Source organism: Acerihabitans sp., assembly GCF_036398755.1.
Lineage (GTDB): Bacteria > Pseudomonadota > Gammaproteobacteria > Enterobacterales > Enterobacteriaceae > Acerihabitans.
In genome coordinates, this window is record NZ_DASWOM010000134.1 from 24378 (window position 1) to 45079 (window position 20702).

At 56.1% G+C, this 20702-nt stretch carries 19 protein-coding genes; 7 read left to right on the plus strand and 12 right to left on the minus strand.

The annotated features are described in order from the left end of the window. Positions 1 to 59: 59 nt before the first annotated feature. From VGC33_RS21840 to VGC33_RS21860, 5 genes are read right to left on the minus strand one after another with little or no spacing between them, the layout of a single operon-like run. Positions 60 to 707 (minus strand): EF_0833/AHA_3914 family membrane protein, encoded by a 648-nt coding sequence (locus VGC33_RS21840; RefSeq protein ID WP_331122869.1) that lies wholly within the window; start codon positions 705 to 707, stop codon positions 60 to 62. Between the two features lie 19 nt (positions 708 to 726). Next, positions 727 to 1503, minus strand: coding sequence for a DUF4311 domain-containing protein (locus tag VGC33_RS21845; RefSeq protein WP_331122870.1), 777 nt, complete (start codon positions 1501 to 1503; stop codon positions 727 to 729). 31 nt (positions 1504 to 1534) lie between these two features. Further along, positions 1535 to 1831, minus strand: a complete 297-nt coding sequence (locus VGC33_RS21850) for a DUF4312 family protein (RefSeq protein WP_331122871.1) — start codon at positions 1829 to 1831, stop codon at positions 1535 to 1537. After that, on the minus strand, positions 1831 to 2196 hold the full coding sequence (locus tag VGC33_RS21855) for a glycine-rich SFCGS family protein (protein WP_331122872.1): 366 nt from the start codon (positions 2194 to 2196) through the stop codon (positions 1831 to 1833). The genes VGC33_RS21850 and VGC33_RS21855 overlap by 1 nt, the downstream gene beginning before the upstream one ends. Before the next feature lie 16 nt (positions 2197 to 2212). Continuing rightward, on the minus strand, positions 2213 to 2557 hold the full coding sequence (locus VGC33_RS21860) for a glycine dehydrogenase (RefSeq protein WP_331122873.1): 345 nt from the start codon (positions 2555 to 2557) through the stop codon (positions 2213 to 2215). A gap of 905 nt (positions 2558 to 3462) precedes the next feature. On the opposite strand from VGC33_RS21860, the gene VGC33_RS21865 reads away from it, so the two are divergent. After that, the gene (locus VGC33_RS21865) at positions 3463 to 7323 is read left to right on the plus strand and encodes a dermonecrotic toxin domain-containing protein (RefSeq protein ID WP_331122874.1); all 3861 of its coding nucleotides are present in this window, start codon (positions 3463 to 3465) and stop codon (positions 7321 to 7323) included. A 47-nt stretch (positions 7324 to 7370) separates the two neighbouring features. Here the strand turns inward: VGC33_RS21865 and cybC are convergent, their stop codons facing one another. The 3 genes from cybC to VGC33_RS21880 form a co-directional block, all read right to left on the minus strand. Further along, on the minus strand, positions 7371 to 7739 hold the full coding sequence (cybC, locus tag VGC33_RS21870) for a cytochrome b562 (protein ID WP_331122875.1): 369 nt from the start codon (positions 7737 to 7739) through the stop codon (positions 7371 to 7373). A gap of 36 nt (positions 7740 to 7775) precedes the next feature. After that, positions 7776 to 9116, minus strand: a complete 1341-nt coding sequence (pmbA, locus tag VGC33_RS21875) for a metalloprotease PmbA (RefSeq protein WP_331122876.1) — start codon at positions 9114 to 9116, stop codon at positions 7776 to 7778. Between the two features lie 198 nt (positions 9117 to 9314). After that, the gene (locus VGC33_RS21880) at positions 9315 to 10472 is read right to left on the minus strand and encodes a Gfo/Idh/MocA family protein (protein ID WP_331122877.1); all 1158 of its coding nucleotides are present in this window, start codon (positions 10470 to 10472) and stop codon (positions 9315 to 9317) included. Between the two features lie 273 nt (positions 10473 to 10745). Between VGC33_RS21880 and VGC33_RS21885 the strand changes: the two genes are divergently transcribed. Together VGC33_RS21885 and VGC33_RS21890 are read left to right on the plus strand one after the other, a co-directional pair. Next, positions 10746 to 11657, plus strand: a complete 912-nt coding sequence (locus VGC33_RS21885; RefSeq protein ID WP_331122878.1) for a glucosamine kinase nucleotide-binding domain-containing protein — start codon at positions 10746 to 10748, stop codon at positions 11655 to 11657. Positions 11658 to 11669: 12 nt separating this feature from the next. Beyond that, complete coding sequence (locus tag VGC33_RS21890) at positions 11670 to 12788, plus strand: ROK family protein (protein ID WP_331122879.1); 1119 nt, start codon at positions 11670 to 11672, stop codon at positions 12786 to 12788. Between the two features lie 5 nt (positions 12789 to 12793). Here VGC33_RS21890 and VGC33_RS21895 read toward each other — a convergent pair whose 3' ends face one another. Then, positions 12794 to 13879, minus strand: a complete 1086-nt coding sequence (locus VGC33_RS21895) for an ABC transporter ATP-binding protein (RefSeq protein ID WP_331122880.1) — start codon at positions 13877 to 13879, stop codon at positions 12794 to 12796. Positions 13880 to 13891: 12 nt separating this feature from the next. After that, entirely contained in the window at positions 13892 to 14494 is a 603-nt protein-coding gene (locus VGC33_RS21900; RefSeq protein WP_331122881.1) for a GNAT family N-acetyltransferase, read from the minus strand. Between the two features lie 555 nt (positions 14495 to 15049). Here VGC33_RS21900 and VGC33_RS21905 point away from each other — a divergent pair. The 4 genes from VGC33_RS21905 to yjgA all read left to right on the plus strand — a co-directional run bounded on the left by VGC33_RS21905 (position 15050) and on the right by yjgA (position 18778). Beyond that, the gene (locus VGC33_RS21905; RefSeq protein ID WP_331122882.1) at positions 15050 to 16405 is read left to right on the plus strand and encodes an extracellular solute-binding protein; all 1356 of its coding nucleotides are present in this window, start codon (positions 15050 to 15052) and stop codon (positions 16403 to 16405) included. A 78-nt stretch (positions 16406 to 16483) separates the two neighbouring features. Continuing rightward, the gene (locus VGC33_RS21910) at positions 16484 to 17353 is read left to right on the plus strand and encodes a carbohydrate ABC transporter permease (protein ID WP_331122883.1); all 870 of its coding nucleotides are present in this window, start codon (positions 16484 to 16486) and stop codon (positions 17351 to 17353) included. Next, on the plus strand, positions 17353 to 18168 hold the full coding sequence (locus tag VGC33_RS21915; RefSeq protein WP_331122884.1) for a carbohydrate ABC transporter permease: 816 nt from the start codon (positions 17353 to 17355) through the stop codon (positions 18166 to 18168). The genes VGC33_RS21910 and VGC33_RS21915 overlap by 1 nt, the downstream gene beginning before the upstream one ends. Before the next feature lie 58 nt (positions 18169 to 18226). Beyond that, positions 18227 to 18778 carry a ribosome biogenesis factor YjgA gene (yjgA, locus tag VGC33_RS21920; protein WP_331122885.1) on the plus strand — a complete coding sequence of 184 codons (552 nt, stop codon included), beginning with the start codon at positions 18227 to 18229 and terminating at the stop codon, positions 18776 to 18778. An 8-nt stretch (positions 18779 to 18786) separates the two neighbouring features. On the opposite strand, the gene VGC33_RS21925 is transcribed toward yjgA, so the two are convergent. After that, on the minus strand, positions 18787 to 19053 hold the full coding sequence (locus tag VGC33_RS21925) for a barstar family protein (protein WP_331122886.1): 267 nt from the start codon (positions 19051 to 19053) through the stop codon (positions 18787 to 18789). Positions 19054 to 19150: 97 nt separating this feature from the next. Further along, a complete protein-coding gene (locus VGC33_RS21930) occupies positions 19151 to 20608 on the minus strand; it encodes an NAD-dependent succinate-semialdehyde dehydrogenase (RefSeq protein ID WP_331122887.1) in 1458 nt (485 codons plus the stop codon). Positions 20609 to 20702 lie beyond the last annotated feature (94 nt).

Sequence of the window (20702 nt, forward strand, 5' to 3'; positions counted from 1 at the left end):
ATCGCCCGAAGGCGCCGGCCGGATAATCAACACAGCAACGGCGTCCGGGCGGCGGGACGTTAGGCAATAGCCACCGGGAAGAACGCGCCCAACAGCATCGCGCCGAGGATGGCGCCGCCGGTAATGGGTTTATTCCACAGATAAAACAGCAGCGCCCCAACCAGGGACCCCAGGCCGATGGGGATCGACGCGGTAATGGCCGACAGGATAATCAACGGTCCGAGAAAGCGGCCCGAGGCATTGCCCGCGCCCATCATGACATCCGCCCCGTAGGTGGAATTGCTTTGATTGATGGTGAACCTGCGCGCCAGGATAATCAGGCCGCCGATCGCCAGACCCAGCACCATACCGGTCGCCAGCGAGGCGAGAAAATTCTCCAGGGGAAATTTAATGCCCGCGCCGAGCAGCAGCGCCGGAACGCCAAGGCCAACCCCGGTCTGTAGCGCGCCGCCGATATCCAGGATACCCACCAGCGATCCTTCGATGATGCGCGCAAACAGGAAGCTGGCGCCAAAAGCGGCCACCGCGCCGTACACGCCGGTATCGATACCGGTGCGCAGCATGGCGACAAACGCCACTTCGTTAAAAGCGCCGATACCGTACAGATAATACATATGCGTCCCGGCAAAAATACCGGCGGAAAGCAGGCCGACAAAAATCGGGAATGACCAGTCGGCATACCAAAAGCCACGTTTTGTTTCTTCCATTTCCTTATCTCCTGAAAAATTATTTACCGCTAAGGACGTTATGGATGCCGTTCAGCCAGCCGGGCACGCCCAGGCTAAATGACTGCAGCATTTTCATATCGAAGCCGCGGAAGAAACCGCTGAGGACAAACAGGGCGATAATCGCCGCCATCATGATGCCGGTGATTTTATTCCAGCCCCCTTCCTCCACGCCCTTGCCAATCAGGATGCCCAACACCAGGCCAGGGACGGCGTTGCCCATGATAAGCTGCGCCAGACCGCCGAAAATAGTGGCCCAGAAACCGGAACGTTTGCCCGCGTCAATCGCCGCCAGCCAGAAAATAACCGGCATGACGGTATTGACCAGAAGATTGGCGGCCGGCACCAGCACCTTCACGGCGGTCACCTGCAGCGCGGCGGGCACGGCGGATGCGGTAGAGTTAAGAAACGCCACCACCAGCATGCCGATGATGCCGCAGGCAAACGCCATGCGTTTCGGATCGTGCATGGTTTCACCAAGCTGGCGGTTTTTAATCATCAGCACCGCCGCGCCCCAGTGGGGAATGATGCGATGGTCGACATCCTGGGTAAACGAACCGGCGGCCACCGACGACGCCCAGGCGTTAAAGAAAAAGCCCAGACCGAAGGAAAAGTGAGACGCCGGATCCCCTTCGCAGGAATTCAGTTCACCCAAGGTGCGGAAAGCCCCCATCCCCTGAACCGTGGGCGCGTGGAACATCCGCGCCGCCCCGGCCCCTACCCCGACGCCGACCAACCCGCCGATAATAAGTGACTTGATTAATATGATAAGAAACATCGGATTATCCTTTAATGATTTATCCGCATAATTAACTGCGGGTAAAAGGGACTTTTTCGGTATCGATCATGATGATGCCGACCGTAATATCCAATACGACGCTGTAGCTTTTCTTTTCACGCGGTAAAAAGAAAAAAAGGAATTTCTCTGTGATGCGCTTCTCTTCCGCCTGGATAACGTTGACTTCCTGCGGTTCAATGCGCAGCAAAACACAGCCGGTGGATTTCATTACCGCCGGCTGTACCTGACTTAACGCGGCGGCAAAAGCGGCGGCCTTGGTTTCGCCTTTTCCCGCCACCTGTACGGTTAAAACAGACTGCTCTTTCATCAGGCATTGCCATATTTTTTAAGCCAGGTTTCCACTAATTTCCGTCCAAGATCTTCTTTATCCATAAAACCGAAACCCAGCACTTTGTTGCCTTCCTGGATGGCCGTGACGCCCTCTTCAATCGAGCGCATGCCATATTTGGCTTTGTAGCCGTATTTATTCTGCGCGGTGATGGCGCCGGCGCCGCCGCTGCCGCAAAAAGAAATGCCGAAGTCGGCCTGCTCGCTGTTCATCACATCACCCAGCTTCATATCCGCCGCCATGCCGGGAACGACTATCGCTTTGCCGCCCGCGGCTTCGATGCCCTGCGCCACTTTCTGACCCTTGCCCAGCCGATCGCCTATCACTACCGTTACCTGTGCCATTTGATTCCCCCATACATTATTGAGCGTTATTATCTTTCGCCACTTCAAAATGAACCGATAATAAATACGCTTCTTCAATCGGTAAATTATCCAGCAAATTCACCACCGCCTCAGCCATCACCATCGAGTCAGCGGAAATCTCATCAAACAAATCCTTATCCACTTCCGGTAACGGCTCGCCGGTTAAAGAACGCATTACCATGGCGCGCACATGGGAGTGCAGCATTTGCTCTTGCACCCGGTTAGTTTGAATATGGCGCTCCATCAGCATTTTCTTGATTTCCGCCAGAACCATTTCGGTCAATGCGGCGGATAATGCGTCACGATCTTCTCCGCTCGCTGATACGGCTTTATCGACCACTCTTTACTCCTACGACATCCATAATAAAAAATTTTCAGCGCGGATAAGCAATGCTGCGCCTGCCGGCTTTGATGATGATTTACCCTAGCCGGTGCGGCGAAAGGTTTGTAGCCGTTATATTTCCACTTTGAAGCGGAAATAAACCACGGCCAAGCGATCTCATTCGCATAATGACTAAAAACCGCAACAATTCACTGGGCCTACGGGGTATCGGAGTTCAATTGCCCAGCGCCGGGGATGAAATGACGGATATTGCACCGTTATATACTTATAAGAATTACCTATCGTGAATCCGGCCCTGGCGAAAACGCCACGGGCCACCAGGCCGCGCCCGGCATTGGCCGGCAGTCGCGGTGACCCTTTTCACGCTGGAAAAAACGCTGACCCGAAGGCCGCATGGATAAGTATAAACAATGACGGCGAGCCATGCCGCGACCCGCGGGGTGATGCGCCGCCGTCCGCAGCCCAGGCCGTGTACCGGCCGGGATGAGATGCCCTGACACGGTTAAACCTTATCCACCACAAAGACTAATTAACCAGCCATTGTGGAGATAGTGGCCGCCGACATGTTTATCATGGCGGCATCCCCCCAAGGTCATCTTTCATCATCCATATGGCCCTGCTTAAAGAGATTGTTTAACGCTGAGAAACACACCCTATATAGAGAGAAATTAATGTACATTAACTATGAAGTTATTAAACATGACCATATTGAAATAAATAATTCGGAAGATATTTTTTTTGATTGCGAACCTTGCATCCATTGGCCTGACCATAATGATAACGAACATGCCGCCCTTGATGATATAATTTATCAACCGAAAACAGCCTTGGCGGAGGATTTAAAAATAGCATTGACGAGCCTGGTTAAAATAGCCGTTTCTCATGAGGCCGGCCGCTTCAGTATGAAAATAGGATTAGATATTCCGCAGGCGGTATTCAATACCGCCTGGTGTATCTATAATAGCATAACAAACAGACAGAGTATCAGCACAGTCTTGGAAGCCGGGCTGCCATGGTGCATTAACGCTATTTTATCCCATTCACATTTTTTGGTTTCGGTATCCGTTTATTTAAAGGATTATATTGAAGAACAGTTTGGGCCATCCCTGACCGGCGCGTTGGATATCGGTACGGATAATATCCTCACTGATAACGGCTATCTTTTTTTTGGCGCCCTGGCGCTGGCCGGTAAGTACTATTGCGACGGGTGGAATGAACAACAGCCGCAGCGGCGCTACTTGACCCTGCCGATAGCCCTCGCACGCCTGTTCAACAAGGCGTGCCAGTGCTGGCAGGGGTTATGCGCGGCGTCCGGTGATAATAAACGGCCACCGGCTGATGATACCGGCAGGATGTTATTAAGCCTGACGGAAAAAACGCAACAGGCGGCGGAGCGCAACCTGGCCCGGCAATGGGCCCGGCAAACCAATGGCAGCCAACTGCTTGCGGAGCGGGCTGCCGAACATTTTTATGGCATCAGCGCGGTGACCGTTAGCGCAACCTCGCGGACACGAATCAAGGCCGGCAGGCAGGCGATACCGCACATTTCCCCCATTCGGCGTCCCTGCTTGAACGAAGCGCCGGGCGCCGGCGGCGGGTCAAGGTTTTTTTTGCCCAAGACGCGCGCGCCTCATCCGCATTCGATAGTGCGGTCGATTGGGCGCGCGCTGACCGGATTTTCACTGCCGCGATTCTCCCTGCTGCCCGTGGCGGCCGCCGCCATCATACCGGGCGCGACGCCCTTAAGGCGGATTGTTACCGCTGTGGCGCCGCAACGCGATACCCCGGCGCACAGCAGCGATATCCTGGTTAATCGCCATCTGCAGCAGGCTTTTCCCTCCATCAAACGTATGGTGATGACCTTGTTAAATCGGGAGATCAAGGCGGGATTTGATCTTGATATCACTACGGAAGACTGCCGGGTCCTGAATTTTGATCGTGCTTATCCCGATCGGGGGCCGACGGTCGGGATAAGCCAAATCGCGGTAATAACACAATCGATGCCGTTGACCGAATATGTTATAAACAATTTATTCAACAATGAGTACAAAGACTTTAATTCAGTCGATAATTATGAGGGAATATATTGTACAGAACGGCCGGAACCGCTGCTTCGCCATCATTCACAGGTGGCGGTCAAACCATCACAAATTATCCAGCTGGTGAACAATATGGATATTGTTTCCCCCTACTTCGCGGCACTGGAGAATTATTGGCGTGAGAATAAATCCTACCATGTCATCGCCAATATCATGAATATATTAACCCATCTTCGTATCGAACAGACGTTTTTAACTGACAACGTTATCGCCATCATCCTGCACGCTCTTGGCTTGGAGAACAACGACCGGCTGCGGGTAATGGCAAGGCTGTTTGATATAAACGGTTATCCGGCCACGGATATGGTGGTGCTCAGCGTGGCCGGCCAGAATATGCTGATCCTTTACCAACCGCGCGGCGTCAGGCATTTCAGGGTATTCAACGGCATCAGCGATTTAAGAGACTGGGTGGTAACGCAATGCCGGAATGAGACGCGGCGAAAGGACATCGCCGGCCATTTTGCTTTGCGGGATAGAGTGGACGGCGTGTCGCTATTCGGCTTTGGCGCCTGGGGCGTCGAACGTTGGCTGGCCCACGCCGGCGAATACCCCGAGCGTATCATGACGCTAAATGAATCGCTGAGCGTCCCTTTTCATGAGGCGCTGGGCAACAGGCAACAGGCGCGTTCCTTAAGCGATGCCGCAAAACTCGGCCAGGCCAGCCACCAGGACTTGTGGACGTTGGCCGCAACGGCGCTCAACATTAGCGATAATCTGTTCGCCATGCCCCTGATACCCTTCGCACCGCAGGCAGCGGATGCCAATAAAACCGGCAGCGGCGCAAATAACCTGCTGAGCATGGCCCCCTATGCCGGCGGCCGGGGCGGTAAGGTGAATCGGGCATCAGCCATACTCGCGTCGGTCTTGAGCGAAATAATTCCCTACGATGATAAAGGCGCCTTCCAGCCGTCGTTAAGCTTAAACTTTACGCTGGAGGAATACTTTCATATCGTCCACACGGATATCGCCCTGTGGAATACCATGCCGGAGGCCACTCCCGGCGAGCAACGCCTGGTGTCGAACCTGAGCGTTTACCCGCAAGGATACCGGCGGATATTGCAAACCCAACAGCAGGGCACCACCGATAACCATTTCACCCTAAGCCTGACCACGAAGGACGGCCAACGCAGGGACGACATTACCGCCATCCGTATGTATAAGGCGGTATTACCAATCCGCTTCAATAATATTCTTAAAGTCTTTGAAGTCTATGATATTGACCATATCAAAACAGCAGGTTATCCGGTCTATATGTCCCTTATCAACAATATAGCGCATTGGCAATTTGGCCGTGTTACGGATTCCCATTTAAAGACCCTGGCGGAAAGCGAAGTTTCCATGGCCGATTACGCTTTTGTCTCGGTGCGTCTTTTTGACGTTATTATGGAAAATATCGATAATCTATGCGCAAAGGTGAAGTCACTGACACCCGTTAATAGCCGCGGTGTGGCGCTGGACGCGCTGGGCAACAGTTATTTAAAGGTGGGCATACATTATATAAAAATTCAAAGAAACGTCATAAATAATCATTTCTATTTAGGCTATCGCGACGCCTTCCATCTTTTGGTTATCTATGATGACTCGCAAAGAAAATTCATACTTTCCTTAAACGCGGAGCTGACATTATCGGCGCTATACAATCAGCTGGCCGTTGATGACAATGATCGGTTAAAAAGCGCCAATATGTCGCTAAGTTACCGGGACGGCTACCGGGGCAGCAATGAACAACAGTACTTTGGCGCCATGGTGGCCGACAAAATTATTGTCGACGCCGGCGTCAAGGAGATAATATGTTATGGTCTGTTGCCCCATGAAGTATTTACCCACCCTGAATCCACGTCATTGACTACCCGTTTAAAAGGGGCCATGAACTCTTGCCGCCATATCCTCATGGATCTTTTGAATGCCTCGGAGCGCGAACAGCAGACATTCTTCTATGATACTATTTTCACTCTGATAAGAGCCAAAAATCCCGACCAGGATCATTTCCGCAAAAAAAATACCAAGCGGGTACTGGAATTACTTGAAAAAATGCTCGCTATTATTCAGCAGCATATAGATGATAAATTCAGCCGGGTGTGGGTCGCGCAGTTTAATCAAACCGAGACCATTGTCATGGCGGTCCATGCCGACCCGCTTAAGCGATTATGGGTCAACGCGGGATATCATGAGAGCGCAAATCCCCCGCAACGTCACCACGCCCTTTTTTGTCGTTACGGCTGCCATGAGCTGCCGCCGGCCGAGAATATCGCCATCCTCAAGCAGGCAAACCTTGATAACGGCACCTTTGCCGCAGGGGATTATGCGGCCCAGTATCAGCATGAGAACTTTCCGTCAATTATCAGACGCTTGTGGGCGGGCGAGATGACGGTTGACGAAATCAAATGCCTGATAAGCCTGCCGCAGACCAGCCGGATCAGTAATTATGCGCTAATGACCGATAAGGAGCTTGCCCTGGCGCTGTTTCACAAGAAGGCCACGGCCAGGATGGCCATGATTATCAACAATCCCGACGTCTTCTGCGAGCTGCTGGCGCATCTGCATCGGCGCATGAACACCGGTCATCCGCCGATTCGCCATCATCAGGATCCCTGGCTGATGTCCGTGCTTTTCGCCACGGCATTTTATGCGACCGGACCCTCGGCACCCGCACCGGCGCGGTAATAAAAAAACCGGCCGGGGCCGGTTTGCTGCCTTGCGCGCACGTCAGCCTAGCGGAATTTTGCGTGGTTTTCGTTGCGGGTTTGCTGAAACTCCTTCGCCACCGCCTGGGCCTGTTTCAAATCCCCCTTGGCCGCCAGCGCCTGGGCCCGTTCGATTTGACTGGTCAGGGTGTCGATACCCTGGCGAAAATCCTTCATCTGCGGGCTGTCCGCCGGCTGGCCTTTCAGCTTGGGCGGCGTGGCGTTGCGCGCATCCAGCGCCGCTTCATGCATGGCGGCCAGGCCCTTTTTCAGCGCATCAAGGTTATCGCTTTTCATCACCTTGCTATAGTTGGCGTTAAGGACATCCATATCCTCGCCCAGATCCCGCGCCTGCGACGCCAGGGGGGCGGCGATAAACAGGGCCGCCGACAACATTGCTATTGCTCTATATCTCATTATTATGAATTCTCGTTAAATACCTGCGATTTTCATCTCCGGCAACAACACCGATCCGCATTGGATATTGCTGCGGGTTTCGATATCGTCGCCGACGGAAACAATATTACGCCACATATCCTTGAGGTTGCCGGCAATGGTAATCTCACTGACCGGATATTGGATTTCACCGTTCTCCACCCAGAAACCGGCGGCTCCGCGTGAATAATCCCCGGTAATGGCGCTTACACCTTGCCCCATCAGTTCGGTAACCACCAGCCCACGATCCATTTTTTTGATCAATGCCACAAAATCAAGGCCCTGGCCCGCTATGCGCCAGTTATGAATGCCGCCCGAATGGCCGGTGCTTTTCAGACCCAGCTTGCGCGCCGAGTAGCTGCTTAGCAGCCAGGTCTGCAATACGCCGTCCTTGACGATGGACCGATCCCGGGTACGCACCCCTTCGCCGTCAAAAGGCGACGATGCCAATCCCTTCAGCAAATGGGGATGCTCTTCGATGGACAGCCAGTCCGGCAGAATCGCCTTGCCCAGATAATCAAGCAGAAAAGTGGATTTGCGGTACACGCTGCCGCCGCTGATGGCGCCGACCAGGTGGCCGAACAAACCGGTTGCCGCTTCGGCGGCGAACAGCACCGGTGCCTGCTGGGTGGCGATTTTACGCGGATTCAGGTGCGCCAGGGTACGCCTTGCGCACTCTTCGCCCACCCATTCCGGCGAGCGCAGATCGTCGAACGCCCTGCCGATGGTATAGGCGTAGTTACGTTCCATATTGCCGCCGCTTTCCGCGATAACGCTGCTGGAAAGGGAATGACGGCTGCTGTTGTAGCTTGCCAGCATGCCGTGGCTGTTGCCGTAGACCTTGGTGCTGTAATGACTGTTGAAACTGCCGCCTTCGGTATTGGTAATGCGTTTATCGGCATTCAGCGCCGCCTGCTCGGCCCGGGCGGCCAGATCGGCACCGCGCTCGGCGTCCAGCTCGGCCGGGTGGAACAGGTCCAGTTCCGGCGCCTCAAAGGCCAACAGATCTTTATCGGCCAGACCGGCGAACGGATCGGGCGAGGTATAACGGGCGATATCCAGCGCGGCGCCAACGGTGCGGGCAATCGCGTCCGGGCTGAGGTCGGTTGACGAGGCGCTGCCTTTACGCTGCTGGTAGAACACGGTGATGCCCAGCGCGCCGTCGCTGTTGAACTCAACGTTCTCCACTTCGCCATAACGGGTGCTGACGCCGATACCGGTGGTTTTGGTCACCGCGACCTCGGCCGCGTCGGAGCCGGCGCCCGCCAGTTCCAACGCCTGGGCTACCGCGTTTTCCAATAATTTACGCTGTTCTGCAACTTGAGTGACTAATTTCATTGGGCCGCCATAATGATAAGGGTTATTCGCCGCGGGATAATGTATCAAGTCTATCAGTCCGTCGGCGGTTTCGCACGGTATCAGGAAGGGATGAATGAAAGGCTGGGAGGCAGATGACAAAAACCACCGGCAGACAAAGGCGCATTGCCGTTATCCCGCGACGGGGATAACGTCAGGCGCCCGGGATATCGCCTCGGGTCAGGCCGTGCGGCCAAGCGCGCGATCGAAACGCTGCCAGCATTCCGTCAGGTCGATAAGGCATTTCTGTTTACGCGCTTCGTCGATTTTAATCGCGGTAAGCCCGGCCTCCATGGCATCGATAATAGAGACTTTCAGGGGCACGCCGCGCAGCAGATGGTCAACCACGCCCCGCGCCATTTGCGTATCCGCGCCATAATGGCCGCCGTCACCGTGCCCTTCATAGGTTTTATCCTCCAGCCTGTCGCCGCTGCGGGCATCATGGACGCGGAAATAGTTGCGCACAAAATCCCCTTCCGCCATGCCGTCGCTGCCGATCACGCAAAACCGGCGAAAATAATCCGGCACGTTAAGATTGGCATGGAACGAGAGCGTAGCCCCGGTGGCATATTCAACGATTGCGGTCTGATAATCGATAATATCCGCATCGCTGGTAAACACGTTATCCGTACTGTGCCAGCCGCTGGGCTTACGGTGATACACGTCAGACGCGGCGGTAATCACCGGCCCGTGCGGTTCATGCGCGGCGGTAAAGGACTTGCGCCCGCCAAAACTTGCCACGCTCATGGCGCGCGCGCCAACCAGCCCCTGGTACAGGTCCAGATCGTGGCAGCATTTTTCCAGCATATACGCCCCGGCGAAGCGTTCGAAACGTCGCCAGTCGCGCATGAAAAAAGCGCCATGCCAGGGCGGGATATGCTCACAAGCCTCGATGGACGTGATTTCCCCCAATTGGTTTTGCGCCTGGGCGCGGAGTAAATCCACATACAGCGGCGAATACCGCAGCACCAGGCCCACGATGATGCGATCGCTGCCGTACTGTCGCACCAGCTCCGCCAGCGCCAGGGTCTGCTCTTCGTTTATCACCACCGGTTTTTCGGTAAAGACGATAAGCCCGGCTTCCAGCCCGGCGCGGATGTGTTCCAAATGCAGGTAATTGGGCGAGCCCACCATCAGCATGTCGAAACCACCCGCCGCCAGCAGTTCGCCAAGCGTGCTGAAGCCCCGCCCGGCATCAATACCGAATTGCGTTAACGTCTCCAGCCCGGCCGGCGCCGGGTCGGCAAATCCTGTTATGGTAAAATCCGCATCGGCTTGTTTGAATTCCTTAGCCACATTCGCCATGCGAAAACCCAGTCCGACAATACCTGCTTTCATGTTGGTTGCCCCTGCCGCCCATGATGAATCACCGTTTCTTGCCATTGAACTTATTACGATTACAAAAGTAATGTCAATTATCCACCAATATGTAAAAATGATGACACTATCTATTTTGTTGAAATACAATGATTTTTTAAAATATAATAATGCTATGTTTTTTTCATTATTGCGATTTATGTTTTTTTACCCTATCTTTTCCGCTCGACACGTCAGTTCCACAGCGTCCCTGGCGGCAACTCATGTCATCTACAGCCAAAAGAAGGGGGAACGTTGCAACCAAATTTTTATGTGGGCGTGGATGGCGGCGGCACGGAATGCCGCGTGCGCCTGGTTGATAGCCAGGGCCGCCTGCTGGCGGAGTGCCGGGGCGGAGCGGCCAATATTTTCAGCGCCACGGCGGATGCCCTGAACACTTCGCTTGAGCTGGTGGCCCAAGCCTTTCGTCTCGCCGGCCTGCCTTTGGCGGAACAGGCGCGCGCGCGCGCGGGGTTCGGTTTTGCCGGCGCCAACGTGCAGCGCGTCAGGCAACTGGCGGAAACCTGGCCGATGCCGTTCGCGGCCCGGCACATCGCCTCCGATGTGGAAATCGCCTGTCTTGGCGCGCATCAAGGCCGCCCCGGCGCGGTGCTGATTACCGGCACCGGCAGCCAGGCCACGGCGTATGACGGCGACCGGTTCCATTCCTTCGGCGGCTGGGGCTTTAGCCTGGGAGACCAGGGATCGGGCGCCATTCTGGGGCGTCACGCGCTGCGCCGCGCATTGCAGGCCCATGAAGGCATACTGCCGGCGTCCGCGTTAACGCGGGCCCTGATGGCGGATTTCGACCATTCGCCCGAGACCATGCTGCACTGGTCGCGGTCCGCCGGCCCCCGCGACTGGGCGGCATTTGCCCCGCGAATATTTGAATTCGCCCGGTGCGACGACCCTAACGGCGTGCATTTGGTGCGCCAGCTGGCGCTGGAGATCGATCTGATGCTAGCCTGTCTGGCGAAGGCCGGCTCGCCGCGGATTGCGCTGATGGGGGGTCTTTCACAGCCGGTATTGCCCTGGCTGGATCCCCGCTGGCGCAAACATATCGTCGCACCCTGCGCGGACGCCCTGGACGGCGCGCTGCGACTGGCCGGCGGCGGGCTTTTCCCCCAGGCCCAGCCGGTTCACCCGTTATCGTCGTCACAAGGATAAAACAGCCCAGCCATGAGCGCGCCGACCGTATCCCCACGCATCCTACGCCTGATAGCCGAACACTCGCCCATCAGCCAATCCGACCTGAAGGTCCGCAGCGGCCTGAGCATGTCCACGGTTTCGCAGGCGACCAACCGGTTATTATCGAAAGGGATTATCCATGAGCTGGGCCTGCGCCGGGAATCCATGGGGCGGCCCAAGATATTGCTGGGTATCGATCCCGCCTATGCCTCGGTGGTGGGGGTACAGCTCAACGCCGAGCGTAATTTGATCGTCATGACCGATTTGGTCGGCAAACTGATTGGCGAACAGCAGATGCCGACCGGCGCGCTGACGCCGAAACAGCTGAGCGACGCGCTGGCGAAATTCCTTAAATCGGTGGAAGCCAGTAAGGTCGGCGCGATCGGCCTGGCCATCTCCGGCATCGTGGATCCGCTTAGCGGGGTTTGTATTCGTTCCAAGGTACTGGACTGGCACCACGTCCCGATAGCCGGCCTGCTCTGCGAGCGTTTCGCCATACCGGTTTATATCGAAAATGACGCCAACGCCATGGCGCTGGCTTCCATGGTGTTTGGTCAGCTGGGCGACGCCCGGTCGGCTATCATCGCCACGTATGGCAAAGGGATCGGCGCCGGCATTATCCTCGACCGCCAGCTTTACCGCGGCCGACACGGCAACGCCGGTGAAATAGGCAACGCGCTGGTCGGCGACGGTTCGGCGGCGATCCTGGAGGAAGTGGCCTCCTCAAGAGCGATACTCAGCAGTATCGCCGCCACGCTGCCGGAAAACGGACCGCCGCGCAGCCTGCAGGAAGTGGACGGATGGCCGTCGCACCAGGTGGTGGATATCCTGACCACCGCCGGACGGCACATCGGCATTTCGCTGGCCAATTTGTCGATCGCGTTCGATCCGGACGTGGTGTACCTGGCGATGGAGCCGCAGATGGCCTCGCGCATCCTGCTGGATCAGATCATGACGCATTTCCAGCAATACCGGCTCAAGCTGACGCCGCAGGTGATCCCGCTGCGCTACCTGACCGATTCAAGCCGCATGTGGGCGCTGGGGGCGGCGGGCTTCGCGGTCAACGGACTGATTGACGCGATAGCCTCGCGGGCGGACGATGACGCATAATCTCTTTAGCGGATCCGCTCGCCGGATGCGCTGAACAGCAGGCATTTTGCCGGATCGATGCCCAGCGCCAGCGTTTCGCCGTTGCTGATGGTGGTCGGCGCCCGTTGTTCAATCACCAGCGCTTCCTCCCGCCCGGTATTCAAATACAGGTAATTGGTATGGCCCAGCCGCTCGGCAAAGGCCAGCACGCCGCTAAACCGCACCTCCGCCCCCTCGGCCGCCAGGAAATGCTCCGGCCTGATCCCGAGCGTGACCGGACGATCCCGCTCCAGCGCGCCGGCCACCTGGACCACCAGGTTGTCCAACGCCAGCTCGGGAACCGACAGCCGCGCCCAGCCCGGTTCACTGCGCACCACGGTAGCCGGCATAAAATTGATTTTAGGCGAGCCGATAAATCCGGCGACAAAGATATTATCCGGATCATGATACAGCTCCAGGGGCGCGCCCACCTGTTCGATACGGCCCTGGCGCAGCACCACGATGCGATCGGCCAGCGTCATCGCTTCCAGCTGATCGTGGGTAACATAAATCATTGTGTTTCCAAGCGTTTCATGCAGACGGGCAATTTCGATGCGCATTTTCAGGCGCAGCTCGGCGTCCAGGTTGGATAACGGCTCGTCGAACAGGAAGATGCGCGGCTTGCGGATAATCGCGCGGCCAATGGCCACCCGCTGACGCTGGCCGCCGGACAGGGCGCGTGGTAAACGATCCAGGAACTCGGTGAGATGCAGCACCGCGGCGGTACTGTTTACCTGTTGCTCAATATCCTGTTTACTGTATTTGGCCACCTCCAGCGGATAACGCAGGTTACCCCGCACCGTCATGTTGGGATACAGCGCATAAGACTGGAATACCATGGCGATGCCGCGATCGGTGGGCGCGCTATGGGTAATATCCTTACCGTCGACGCTCAGCGTTCCGCCGGTTATATCCTCCAGACCGGCAATCATCCGCAGCAGGGTCGATTTACCACAGCCGGACGGCCCGACGAATACGATAAACTCGCCGCTGTTGATCTGCAGATCGATGCCGTGAATGACGTTGATTTTGTCATAGGATTTTTTTATAGCCCGAAGCTCTACGTTGGCCATCTCCGTCCCCGTTTACAGTGTTTGTCCCATATAAATGGCCTGGCTGCGGTGTAACAGCCTAAACCCCAGCCGTTGATAAAACGCGCAGACTTGTTCATTCTTCAGGCTCACGCCGAGATGCACGCCTGAAACGCCGGCGCGCCGCAGCGCGTCCAGCTCCGTTTCAATCATCCGCCTTCCCTGGCCGTTGCCCTGGGACTGCGGCAGGATATTGATATGCAGGTGCGCCGGATACCGCTCCACCAGCCCTGCGTCCTTGGGCTGCGGCCGGCGTATAAAATCCAGCACGCCCTCATCGAGCGGCAACAGCGGCCGGCGATCGGCCAGTTTTTCCCTGAGTCCGGGCCACCAATCGCGCAAAAGCCGCCGCTCGAACGCCTCGGTATCGCGCGCGGCGACCACATAGCCGACGGCGCGGCCGTTTTCCTCCAGGACAAACGCCAGTTCCGGTTCAAAAACAGCGTACGGCATCACGAAACGCAGCCCGGGATAAGCCGGATCGCTGTAAAGCGCGCTGGCATCCGTGCCGGCATTGGCGGTTTTCAGGCAGATTTCAGACAGCGCGGAACGATCGCGCTCCGCGGCCTGTCGGATCAATAGCGGGGTAGAGGTCATAACAGCCGGTCTCCGTTGCGTTCCGGGGAGGATGGATTGATACACTAAGCAAAGCATACTTAGTTCGCAAGTTATAATAATTATATTATATGGTACAACGTAATGATGAAAACCCCTGATTATCCCCAGCCAGACATAAAAGTGATGACCGCTTTATTGTTTGATAAATTTAATGATGCATAATCATAATTTTACCCTTTATTTGGCATAAATATGGCGTTGATGAGGCGTTTGTCCATAAGATAAAACGATGGAACAATAAATAACTTCATGAATTACAAAATAAAAAATTACACCACTGTCTATTGGAAATAGCGGGCGGTAACACTGTACCGATGCGGTTTTATCTCACAATTATCCTTCCATTCATCATTTATCCAGTCCTTTTATGCTGTATCCGCACAGGACAGCCGATAAATAAAAGAATATTGACTTTATTTTTATCCTAAAGTAAGTATTAAAGGACAACCTGTCAGCCGCTTTTCGCCGGTGAATCGATATTGCTTTATTCCCGGCGGAATAGCCTTGTTTCCCTGTGATGGAGGTCAGAACCCCATGTCCCATTCAGTCAAAGCTTACCGCCGGTCATCCTCCGGCGCGGACGGACTTTCCCTCCATCGCATCAGGCTGGCGCTGGCGGGAAGCCTGCTCGGTCTCTGCGCGCTCGGCGCCGCGCATGCCGAAACCCTCACCACCTGGGATGTCTGGAACTATCCCGCCCAGGATGCCTTGATGAAACAAACCGTTACCCGGTTTGAGCAGCAAAATCCCGGCCTGAGGCTCGACCGTTCAGTCCACGCATCCGCCGATACGCGCATTCCCCTGAAGCTGGCGCTGACGTCCGGCGAAGGCCCGCAGGTGGCGCAGGTCAATCAGGGCGGCGGCGATATGGGCGCGCTGGTACATGAAAAACTGCTCTATTCATTGGATGATTACGCCAAAACCTATCATTGGGAGCAGCGGTTCCCGGCCTCCATTCTTAAACGCAACCGCTGGTCGGATCATAATGATTTCGGCGAAGGCCATCTTTACGGGGTGGCGAGCCTGGGGGAAATGGTCGGCTTGTATTACAACAAGAAATTGCTCGATCAGGCGGGCGTCGCGGTGCCCAAAAATATGGACGAATTTGAGGCGGCCCTGCCGAAACTGCAGCAGCAGGGCATTGCGCCCCTGATGATGGGACTGCTTGACAGCAACGGCGGTCCCCATTTGCTGATGATGCTCTGGCAGGATCAGATCGACAGTAAGGATCGTAAGCCGCTTGACGATCTGATCTACGGCAAGGGCGGCACCTTCCATGACGCAAAGCTGCTTAAGGCGGCCACCATGATGAAAACCTGGGCCGACAAAGGGTATTTCTTCCCCGGCTACCAGGGCATCGGCAACGATGACGCCGCTACGCTTTTCCAGAACGGCCAGGCGGCTTTTTTTATCAGCGGCACCTGGTACATGGGGCAGTTGCAGGAAAACAAGGACATTCACTTTGCCGACCTGCCGCCGTTCCCAGGCGTAACATCACCGCTGATGGTGGGGGGCACCGATTTACCGTTCTCGATAACCTCGACCGCCAAAACCCGGCAGCAGCGTGATATCGCGGCTAAATTCATCGATTACCTGGTGTCCGACCAAATGGCGGAGGCCTGGCTCAAGGCGGGCTTCCTGCCGGCCAGCGCCGATAAAAACGCCAAGATCCCGGCCGATAATCCGTTATTGGCCGAAATCTACCGGGTCTGGATCAAGGTCAGCGACTATGACGGCCTGGGCCATTATATCGACTGGGCCACCCCCACCATGATCGGCGCGCTGCAAGAGCATGTGCAGCTGTTGCTGGCGGGTAAGGAAAGCCCGCAGCAGTTGACCGACAAACTGGACGAGAACTATCAGCAATACATCAAGACACTGAAGCATTAACCCTTGGCCGCCGTCCCGGCCCGCGGATTATCGCGGCCGGGACGGCGGTTGTTTTTTTTCTCATCAAGAGGCGTATCAATGTTTAATAAGTCCAGTTCGCAAAATATGCTGTATATTTTGCCATCGCTGCTTATCTACTGCGTGTTTTTATTGATACCCCTGCTGATAACCTTTTGGACCAGCCTGACCGATTGGGACGGCACCTCATGGCCGGTCTTCATTGGCCTTGGCAACTACATCCGCATGCTGCTTGATCCGGTATTCTGGATCTCCATCGGCAATAACGCTCTGCTACTGCTGTTTTATACTTTATTCCCGATTATCATCGGCCTGGCGTTATGCAGTTTCCTCAGCGCCTCGCGGCCCACCGAGCGCAGTTTGCTGCGCATCCTGTTTTTCCTGCCGTATATCATGCCGATGGCGGTGCTCGGCGTGGTCTGGCGCTGGCTGTATAACCCGGCGTTCGGTCCTATCGATCAGCTGTTGCGCGTCATTGGGCTGCCGCACATGGCACGCGCCTGGCTGGGCGATTTCGACTGGGCGCTGGCGGCGGTGGGCATGGTGGCCACCTGGTATTTCTTCGGCTTTTGCCTGGTGCTGTTTATGGCGGGCATCCAGCGCATGGACCCCTCGTTGCTGGAAGCCGCCGAGCTGGAAGGATCGTCCCATCGGCAAAAGTTTATGCGCATTACCCTGCCCTCATTGCTGCCGGAAATCCGCGTCGCGCTGCTGCTGACGGTGATTGCCGGCATCAAGGCCTTCGATCTGGTGTATGTGATGACCCGCGGCGGTCCCGGCACCTCTACCCTGGTGACCAATATTTACATGTTCCAGCAGGGTTTTGATTTACGCCATTTCGGCTATGCCTCGGCGGTGGCGATTGTCGGCATGGGGCTGGTCTTCATTATCAACGGATTCATTCACCTTGCTATTCGGGAGCGTCGTTAATGCGCGGTATTCCATGGTCTACCCGGGGCTTGCTGTGGCTGTTCGCCCTCCTTACCATCCTGCCGTTCGCCCTGGCGTTATTAACCTCGTTCAAAACACAGACCGAACTGTTCCAGGGCGTTTTTACCCTACCTTCCCGCCTCAGTTTTGCCAATTATGTTTCCGCCTGGCGCGACGGCCATTTCCAAATCTATTTTACCAATTCCGTGCTGGTGGTATTCCCGGTGATTATCATCAGCCTGCTGGCGGGCATCCCCTCCGGTTTCGCCTTCGCCTTTTTACGGCTGTCGGCGAAAAAATTCATCGCATTCCTGCTATCCATCGGCATGGTGCTGCCGTCGGAAGCCTATATCATCCCGCTGTATCACGAGATCCACTGGCTCGGCCTGAATAATAATTACCTGGCATTGATCCTGCCGCAGGTGGCGATGTCGATCCCTTTTACCACCCTGATGGTGGCCAGCGCTTTTTCACAGGTGCCGAAAGAACTCCTGGAAGCGGCGGTGATGGACGGGGCCAGCCGCTGGAAAATATTGTGCGGCCTGCTGGTCCCGGCCATCGTACCCACCTTATCCACCCTGGCCCTGTTGCTGTTCATCTGGACCTGGAATGAATTTCTGATCCCCCTGATACTGGTTAATAAAGAGGAACTGCGCACGTTGCCTATCGGCATGATGTTTTTCCAGAATCGCAATACCATCAATATTCCGGTGCTGATGGCGGGCGCCACCATTGCCATATTGCCCCTGGTGGCGATATTTTTACTGTTCCAGCGCAGATTTATTCATGGTATTACCGAGGGTGCGGTAAAATAAGGGCGTGGATCCTCCCGCGCAACCTGTTAGGATTAGCCTCTTTTTGAGGAACCGTATCATGAGTAAACAACCGGAAGACTGGCAAGACGAACAGCCCGCGGCGCAGCCCGGCGACGAAGACGATGACGAGATTATCTGGGTCAGCAAAAGCGAGATCAAACGCGATGCCGAAGCCCTGAAGGAGCTCGGCGTCGAACTGGTCGATCTCGGCAAAAACGCGTTGGAAAAAATACCGCTGGACGATGACCTGCTCGCCGCCATAGAGCTGGCGCAACGCATCAAAAAAGAGGGACGCCGCCGCCAGATCCAGCTTATCGGCAAAATGCTGCGCGCACGCGATCCCGAGCCTATCCAGCAGGCGCTGGATAAGCTGAAAAACCGCCACAATCAGCAAATTACCCTGTTCCATAAGCTGGAAAACCTGCGCGACCGCCTGATAGAGCAGGGTGACGACGTGGTGGATGAAGTGATGGCCCTGTATCCCGAGGCGGATAGGCAGCAGTTGCGATCCCTGGTGCGTAACGCGCAAAAAGAAAAAGCGGCCAACAAACCCGCCAAAACATCACGCCAGATTTTCCAGTACCTGCGCACCATCGCCGGCGATAAATAGGCCGGGCGTCAGCGCAGGTTAAAGCGCAGCCGGCCGTCCAGTTCTTCTTCCGCCTCGTCAAACAGCAGTATCAGGGCGCCGAAGCGGCGTTTTTTTGATGCGCTGAGATGCAAGAACTCTATTTCCATCGGCAACGGCAACCGGCTGGTCACGGTTTGCCATAAATCATCCAGATTGGCGGCGCACGGTTCGCTTAGGGACAGCTGACGGCCAAAATCGCGGTAAAAGGCCGGCAGATCGGGTATCTGGTTAAAATCAAAGGACACTTTACCCATCAATCTTTCTCCGCACCGCAGGTTATCAATTGTAGCTTGCCCACTATTGTGCCAGCATGCCATAGACCGTTTCCCGGATATAGCGCAAAAAGAGTTATCATAAACCGCCAATATGCAGCGTTTTCACTTCCAGGTAATCGTCCATGCCGAGAACGGAGCCTTCCCGGCCCAGTCCGGACTCCTTCACGCCGCCAAACGGCGCCACCTCGGTGGACACCGCGCATTCATTCACCCCCACCATGCCGCTTTCCAGCGCCGCTGATACGCGGAACACGCGCTGTAGATTTTGGCTGTAAAAATAGGCCGCCAGCCCGAACGGCGTATTATTGGCGCGCTGGATCACCTCCTCCTCGGTGTCAAAGCGGAAACAGGCGGCCACGGGACCAAAGGTTTCCTCGTGCGCCAGCTTCATCTCCTCGCTGGCGTCCCTGATAACCGTCGGCTGGAAAAAATTGCCGCCAAGCTGGTGCGGCTTGCCGCCGGCTACGGCCTTTCCGCCCTTGGCCAATGCGTCGGCGACGTGCTCCTGCGTTTTTTCCAGGCCGGCTCGGTTAATCAACGGCCCGACCACCACCTCCGGATCCATGCCGTTGCCGACCTTTAGCCGCTCCACCTTGCCCGCCAGGCGGGAAACAAATTCGTCATAGACGCCGGATTGAATATAAAAACGGTTGACGCTGACGCATACCTGCCCGGCATTGCGAAATTTATTGGCGATGGCGCCCTGTACCGCGGCGTCGATGTCCGCATCGTCAAACACGATATACGGCGCGTTGCCGCCCAGTTCCATGGAGACCTTTTTCATGGTGTCGGCGGCGTTGCGCATCAGCGTCTTGCCCACCTCGGTGGAACCGGTAAATGTCACCTTACGCACCCGATCGCTTGCCATGATGGCGTCGCTGATGGCGTGGGTATCCCCCGCGACACCGTTAAGCACGCCTGCCGGCACGCCGGCCTGCTGCGCCAGCGCCAGTAGGGCGAATGCCGACAGCGGCGTATTGTTGGCCGGTTTTATCAGCGCGGTGCAGCCCGCCGCCAGCGCCGGACCCAGCTTGCGCGTCAGCATGGCCAGGGGGAAATTCCAGGGCGTAATCGCCGCCACCACACCCACCGGCTCGCGGGTGGCGAAAATGCGTGAATGGGCTTTGGCCGGCGGAATAATCTCGCCGTTAACGCGCTTGGCCTGCTCGGCGAACCATTGGATAAAGCTTGCGGCATAGGCGACTTCGCCCTCGGCCTCCTTAACCGGCTTGCCTTGTTCCGCCGTCATCAGCCGGGCCAGGTATTGCTGGTTTTCCATTATCAGCTGGTACCAGCGGTACAGGATTTCAGAACGCGCCTTGGCGGTCTTTGCGCGCCAGGCGGGAAACGCCGCGTCGGCGGCGGCGATGGCGGCCTCGGTTTCCCGTTTGCCGCTTTTGGCCACCTGGGCGATGAGCTTGCCGGTGGCCGGATTTATGACGTCAAAGGTGTCCCGAGCGCGTAGCCATTCGCCGTTGACCAGATAGCCGGTTTTGAACAGCGGGTGGTCCTGTAGGTGTAAGTGCTCGCTCATTGTTATCCTCCTTTTTGCGCCCTCCGTCAGGAAAGGCGTGTATTTGCCGATTTACGCCCCGGCCTGCGCGGGACATCGGCCTGCGCGGGCGCCG

Excerpts from the sequence above, each read along its gene's own strand:
- VGC33_RS21840 (WP_331122869.1), bottom strand. The coding sequence starts at position 707 with ATGGAAGAAACAAAACGTGGCTTTTGGTATGCCGACTGGTCATTCCCG.
- VGC33_RS21845 (WP_331122870.1), bottom strand. The coding sequence starts at position 1,503 with ATGTTTCTTATCATATTAATCAAGTCACTTATTATCGGCGGGTTGGTC.
- VGC33_RS21850 (WP_331122871.1), bottom strand. The coding sequence starts at position 1,831 with ATGAAAGAGCAGTCTGTTTTAACCGTACAGGTGGCGGGAAAAGGCGAA.
- VGC33_RS21855 (WP_331122872.1), bottom strand. The coding sequence starts at position 2,196 with ATGGCACAGGTAACGGTAGTGATAGGCGATCGGCTGGGCAAGGGTCAG.
- VGC33_RS21865 (WP_331122874.1), top strand. The coding sequence starts at position 3,463 with ATGAAAATAGGATTAGATATTCCGCAGGCGGTATTCAATACCGCCTGG.
- cybC (WP_331122875.1), bottom strand. The coding sequence starts at position 7,739 with ATGTTGTCGGCGGCCCTGTTTATCGCCGCCCCCCTGGCGTCGCAGGCG.
- pmbA (WP_331122876.1), bottom strand. The coding sequence starts at position 9,116 with ATGAAATTAGTCACTCAAGTTGCAGAACAGCGTAAATTATTGGAAAAC.
- VGC33_RS21880 (WP_331122877.1), bottom strand. The coding sequence starts at position 10,472 with ATGAAAGCAGGTATTGTCGGACTGGGTTTTCGCATGGCGAATGTGGCT.
- VGC33_RS21890 (WP_331122879.1), top strand. The coding sequence starts at position 11,670 with ATGAGCGCGCCGACCGTATCCCCACGCATCCTACGCCTGATAGCCGAA.
- VGC33_RS21895 (WP_331122880.1), bottom strand. The coding sequence starts at position 13,879 with ATGGCCAACGTAGAGCTTCGGGCTATAAAAAAATCCTATGACAAAATC.
- VGC33_RS21900 (WP_331122881.1), bottom strand. The coding sequence starts at position 14,494 with ATGACCTCTACCCCGCTATTGATCCGACAGGCCGCGGAGCGCGATCGT.
- VGC33_RS21905 (WP_331122882.1), top strand. The coding sequence starts at position 15,050 with ATGTCCCATTCAGTCAAAGCTTACCGCCGGTCATCCTCCGGCGCGGAC.
- VGC33_RS21910 (WP_331122883.1), top strand. The coding sequence starts at position 16,484 with ATGTTTAATAAGTCCAGTTCGCAAAATATGCTGTATATTTTGCCATCG.
- VGC33_RS21915 (WP_331122884.1), top strand. The coding sequence starts at position 17,353 with ATGCGCGGTATTCCATGGTCTACCCGGGGCTTGCTGTGGCTGTTCGCC.
- yjgA (WP_331122885.1), top strand. The coding sequence starts at position 18,227 with ATGAGTAAACAACCGGAAGACTGGCAAGACGAACAGCCCGCGGCGCAG.
- VGC33_RS21925 (WP_331122886.1), bottom strand. The coding sequence starts at position 19,053 with ATGGGTAAAGTGTCCTTTGATTTTAACCAGATACCCGATCTGCCGGCC.
- VGC33_RS21930 (WP_331122887.1), bottom strand. The coding sequence starts at position 20,608 with ATGAGCGAGCACTTACACCTACAGGACCACCCGCTGTTCAAAACCGGC.